The 5,457-nt window shown below is 71.3% G+C and carries 5 protein-coding genes; 3 read left to right on the top strand and 2 right to left on the bottom strand.

Going from position 1 to position 5,457, the window contains the following annotated elements; all coding sequences use genetic code 11:
• A partial coding sequence (locus ACFW2E_RS40680; protein ID WP_384475292.1) for a hypothetical protein occupies positions 1-665 on the bottom strand: 665 nt, incomplete at its 3' end.
• Positions 662-1,843: an SPFH domain-containing protein gene (locus ACFW2E_RS40675; protein WP_384475289.1), complete on the bottom strand. Its 1,182-nt coding sequence runs from the start codon at positions 1,841-1,843 to the stop codon at positions 662-664. The genes ACFW2E_RS40675 and ACFW2E_RS40680, both read right to left, overlap by 4 nt.
• 131 nt (positions 1,844-1,974) lie before the next feature.
• Here ACFW2E_RS40675 and ACFW2E_RS40670 point away from each other — a divergent pair, with 131 nt between their 5' ends.
• From ACFW2E_RS40670 to ACFW2E_RS40660, 3 genes are all read left to right on the top strand, one after another.
• Entirely contained in the window at positions 1,975-3,198 is a 1,224-nt protein-coding gene (locus ACFW2E_RS40670; protein ID WP_384475286.1) for an arginine deiminase, read from the top strand.
• 63 nt (positions 3,199-3,261) lie between these two features.
• Positions 3,262-4,293 (top strand): ornithine carbamoyltransferase, encoded by a 1,032-nt coding sequence (gene argF / locus ACFW2E_RS40665; protein ID WP_384475283.1) that lies wholly within the window; start codon positions 3,262-3,264, stop codon positions 4,291-4,293.
• A gap of 112 nt (positions 4,294-4,405) precedes the next feature.
• Positions 4,406-5,457, top strand: a 1,052-nt coding sequence (locus ACFW2E_RS40660; RefSeq protein WP_384475280.1) for an amino acid permease, incomplete at its 3' end; no start/stop codon positions are given.

The following is a 5,457-nucleotide window of genomic DNA, read 5'->3' as shown; positions in this document are numbered from 1 at the left end:
GGGAGCGCCGGCGGGGTGGCCCGCTCCTGCCACACCGCCCGGAGCCACCCGGTGGCCCGGGTACCGGACCCCACCAGCCCCCGGGACGAGGCCTGGCCCCCGACGACACCCCCGTCGCCGTCGAGGCCCAGGCGGTAACGGGCCGTCTGGTGTCCGGCCGCCCCCAGATAGATCTCGTTCAGCGCGACCAGGCGCTGTGTGTCGTCCGCGACGGCCTCGACCATCGTGAGCTCGTCGACGGCGGTGCCCCGGGCCAGGACGGCCGGCAGCAGTGCCGCCGCGTCCGCGGACCGGTGCCGGACGAGCACGCCGGGGTTGCGGCCGGGATCGGTGTCGATGCCAAGGACCGGCTGGCCCACAAGGTACTTGGCCGCGTTCGCCACCAGCCCGTCCTGGCCGACCACGACCACCACGTCCTCGGGTGCGAACAGGAACCGGTCCAGATCGGCCCGCTCCACGCGGCTCTGCCGCCAGGTCAGCGGCACCGCCGCGGCGACCTCGGCCAGGGCCCGCCGGGTGCGGTGGTGGCGCTCGGCGACCTCGTCGATGTCGCGGCCCCGGGAGGCGAGGAAGAAGGCGGCCTGTCCGTGCGTGCCGTGCCGGGCCACCAGCTCCTCGTACTCCGTGGTGCGGTGGACCAGCACGGCGCGCGGCGCGAGACTCACTCCTGTGCCCCCTGGCCGCCGAGCTTCGCCAGCAGCCCGGTGAGCACGTCCGGCGACACGGTCACGCTGTCGATCCGGGGCAGGTTCTCCGCCAGCCGGGTCGCCGTCAGGGCGTGCAGCGTCGCCACGCCGTCGACTCCGGCGTCCGCGTGCACGCGCAGCCAGGCGGCCTGTGCCTGCGCCCGCGCCTCGCCGACCTCGCGCGCGCCCTCGGCCTCGGCGCGGGCGACACGATCCCCACGGGCCGCCTCCCCCTCCGCCAGCCGGGCCGTCCGCCCGGCCTCCGCCTCCGCGAGCAGCGTGGTGCGCCGCGCCTCGGCGTCGGCCAGCCGCACCGACCGGTCCGCCTCGGCCTCCGCGAGCTTGACCGAACGGGCCGCCTCGGCCTCGGCGAGCCTGACCGTGCGGGCCGCCTCCGCCTGTGCGCGCACCGCGTCCGCCGCGGCGTGCTCCTCCGCCTCGCGGCGGGTGTTCGTGCCGCGCTGTTCGACCAACTGCTCCTCGCGGCGGGCGAGTTCGATCTGGCTGGCCAGCTCGTTCTCGGCGATCGTGCGTTCGCGCTCGACGGCCACCGCCCGCCGCTCGTAGGTGGCCCGGTCGGCCTCCTGCTGGATCTGCTCCCGGGCCGGGGTGCGCAGCGCCCGCTCCACCTCCGGCTCGGGCCGCAGCGCCACCACGCGGACCGCGACCACCTCGATGCCGGTGGCCGGGAGGCGGGGCTCCGCCCCCAGCCCCTCCGTGATCCGCTCGCGCACCGCGCTCACCCCGTCGACCAGCGCCGATGCCAGCGGCGTACGGGCGAGGACGGCCAGCGCGTGCTGCTGGGCGGTCTCCGTGAGCAGCGTGCCCAGCTGCTCCAGCGGGGCGCCCCGCCACACGCCCGTGTCGGGGTCGATGGAGAAGTCCAGGCGGGCGGCGGCGACGGCCGGGTCGCTGATCCGGTAGGTGACCGTCGCCTGCACGGTCACGTCCTGGAAGTCGGACGTGCGGGCGTGGAAGGTCATCGCCAGCTCCCGGTCGTCGACCGGCACCTCGGACAGCGCGGCGGTCAGTGAGCGGAACCAGAAGCTGAGCCCCGGGCCGTCGTGCGCGAGCTCGCCCGAGCGGTGGTGTCTGATGTGCGCCGTCGGAGCGCCGCGCAGATGGCGCCAGCCCAGGCGCCGGGTGATGTCGGCCATGGAACCCCCTCGCTTTTCGTCATGCAGACGATAACCGGGCCGATGGCTTGTCGTCAATAGGACGAAAACAAGAAGACGCGAAAACGGTCGAGCAGAGGGTGGAGGCGGTCCCACATGGTCAGGATGGATGCATGGGATTCCACGTCGACTCCGAAGCCGGGCGGCTGCGCCGCGTCATCCTGCACCGGCCCGATCTCGAGCTCAAAAGGCTCACCCCCAGCAACAAGGACGCCCTCCTCTTCGACGACGTGCTGTGGGTGCGCCGGGCGCGCGCCGAGCACGACGGGTTCGCCGACGTGCTGCGCGACCGCGGTGTCACCGTCCACCTCTTCGGTGACCTGCTCACCGAGGTGCTGGAGATCCCGGAGGCCAGGACACTCGTCCTGGACCGGGTCTTCGACGAGAAGGAGTACGGCCCCCTGGCCACCGACCACCTCCGGGCGGCCTTCGAGACCCTGCCCGCGCGCGAGCTGACCGAGGCCCTGGTCGGCGGCATGACCAAGCGGGAGTTCCTGGACGCGCACACGGAGCCGACCTCCGTCCGCTTCCACGCGATGGACCTCGACGACTTTCTCCTCGGCCCGCTCCCCAACCACCTCTTCACCCGGGACACCTCCGCCTGGATCTACGACGGAGTCGCCATCAACGCCATGCGCCTGCCCGCCCGGCAGCGCGAGACCGTGCACTTCGAGGCGATCTACCGGCACCACCCGCTGTTCCGGGAAGAGGGATTCCGGGTCTGGTCCGAGGGGCAGGCCGACTATCCGTCCACCATCGAGGGCGGCGACGTCCTGGTGATCGGCAACGGCGCGGTCCTGATCGGCATGAGTGAGCGCACCACCCCGCAGGCCGTGGAGATGCTCGCGCACAAGCTGTTCGCCGCCGGGTCGGCGCGTACGATCGTCGCGCTCGACATGCCCAAGCGGCGCGCCTTCATGCACCTCGACACCGTGATGACGATGGTCGACGGCGACACCTTCACCCAGTACGCGGGCCTCGGAATGCTCCGCTCGTACACGATCGAACCGGGCGCCGGCGAGAAGGAGCTGAAGGTCACCGACCATCCGCCCGAGCACATGCACCGCGCGATCGCCGCCGCCCTCGGGCTGAGCGAGATCCGCGTCCTGACCGCCACCCAGGACGTGCACGCGGCCGAGCGCGAGCAATGGGACGACGGGTGCAACGTCCTCGCCGTCGAACCCGGGGTCGTCGTCGCCTACGAGCGGAACTCCACCACCAACACGCATCTGCGCAAGCAGGGCATCGAGGTGATCGAGATTCCGGGCAGCGAGCTGGGGCGCGGCAGGGGCGGGCCGCGCTGCATGAGCTGTCCGGTGGTCCGGGAGGCTGTATAGAAATGTGGAACGTCGTATAGACTTCCATCCGTCCTGTGTTCCCGTACCCCTGGAGCGCCCCCCATGGCGACAGTCCCGACCGCCCTCGCCGGCCGCCACTTCCTCAAGGAACTGGACCTCACCGAGGAGGAGTTCCGCGGTCTGGTCGAGCTGGCCGCGGAGCTGAAGGCGGCCAAGAAGGCGGGGGCCGAGACGCAGTACCTGCGGGGCAGGAACATCGCGCTGGTCTTCGAGAAGACCTCGACGCGCACCCGGTGCGCGTTCGAGGTCGCCGCCGCCGACCAGGGCGCCTCGACGACCTACCTCGACCCCTCGGGCTCGCAGCTGGGTCACAAGGAGTCCGTGAAGGACACCGCACGCGTGCTGGGGCGCATGTTCGACGGGATCGAGTACCGGGGCGACAGCCAGCAGAAGGTCGAGGAGCTGGCCGCCTACGCCGGGGTCCCCGTATACAACGGCCTGACCGACGAGTGGCACCCCACCCAGATGCTCGCCGACGTGCTCACCATGACCGAGCACTGCGACAAGCCGCTGACCGGGATCGCCTTCGCCTACCTCGGCGACGCCCGCTACAACATGGGCAACTCCTACCTCGTCACCGGCGCCCTGCTCGGCATGGACGTCCGTATCGTCGCGCCCCGGCTGCTGTGGCCGGACGAAACGATCGTCGAGGTGGCCCAGCAGCTCGCCGGCGCCTCCGGTGCCCGGATCACCCTCACCGACGACGTCAAGGAGGGTGTACGCGGCGCCGACTTCATCGCCACCGACGTGTGGGTGTCGATGGGCGAGCCCAAGGAGGTCTGGGACGAGCGCATAGCGCTGCTCGGCCCGTACGCCGTGACGATGGACGTGCTGCGCGCCACCGGCAACGACGACGTGAAGTTCCTGCACTGCCTGCCGGCCTTCCACGACCTCGGCACCGCCGTCGGCCGTGAGATCCACGAGCGGCACGGACTGACCGAGCTGGAGGTCACCGACGAGGTGTTCGAGTCCGAGCACTCCGTCGTATTCGACGAGGCGGAGAACCGGATGCACACGATCAAGGCCGTCCTGGTGGCCACCCTCGGGCGGCACGCCTCACACGGCGTTGCCTGACCGGCCTCACCACGCCTTATCCTGACCGACGGCCCGGCGCCACCCCTGCCACGGCCGCCGCAGCGATCGACACCGGATCGCGCCCGCACCACCAGAAACGAGCACCACCCGCATGCCCGCTCAGCCCACCAAGCTGCGTATCAAGTCCCCCGCCCTGCTGGTAGCCGAATCCGGCGCCGACCGCGAAGGCCACGGCCTCAAGCGCACGATGGGCCTGTTCCAGCTGATCTGCTTCGGCATCGGCGCGATCGTCGGCACCGGCATCTTCGTCGGCCTCTCCGACTCGGTCGCGCAGGCCGGCCCGGCGGTCGTCGTCTCCTTCGTCCTCGCCGCGATCACCTGCGTCTTCACCGCCTTCTCCTTCGCCGAGCTGGGCGGCGCGATACCGGTCTCCGGATCGTCGTACTCCTTCGCCTACGCGGGCCTCGGCGAGTCCACCGCCTTCCTCGTCGGCTGGTGTCTGCTCCTGGAGTACGGCATCTCGATCTCGGCCGTCGCCGTCGGCTGGAGCCAGTACGTCAACGAGCTGCTGCGCAGCCTCACCGGCTGGCAGCTCCCGGCCGCGCTGTCCGCCGGTCCGGGCGGGAACGGGATCGTCAACCTGCCCGCCGTGATCGTGATCGCCATGGCCTCGGTGCTGCTGGTGCGCGGCGTGCGCGAGAGCGCCCGGGCCACCGCCGCCATGGCCGCGGTCAAGCTCGTCATCCTCGTCGCCTTCTGCGCCATCGGCTACAGCGCCTTCAAGGACGGCAACCTCACCCCCTTCTCCCCTGCCGGGCTCGGCGGCATCGGCGCGGGCACCACGGCCGCCTTCTTCTCGTACATCGGCTTCGACGCCGCCTCCACGGCCGGCGAGGAGGCCAAGAACGCCCAGCGCGACCTGCCCCGCGCGATCATGCTGTCCCTGGTCATCGTGACGGTGCTGTACGTCCTCGTCGCCGCCGTCGCCGTCGGTGCCCGCCCGTGGCGCACCTTCACCGACTCCGAGGCCTCCCTCGCCCAGATCATGACCGACGTCACCGGGCAGGACTTCTGGGGGACCCTGCTGGCCTTCTGCGCGGTCGTCGCCATCGCCATCTTCTCTTTCTATTATAAACATCTCAGAGCCCACGATACATGTTACAATAGCTGGTGGAGGGGTAGGGGGGGGAGGGGGTGGGGGTT

The sequence above is a fragment of the Streptomyces sp. NPDC058964 genome, assembly GCF_042741275.1.
In the GTDB taxonomy this organism is placed as follows: domain Bacteria; phylum Actinomycetota; class Actinomycetes; order Streptomycetales; family Streptomycetaceae; genus Streptomyces.
This window is presented reverse-complemented; position numbering and strand designations above follow the sequence as displayed.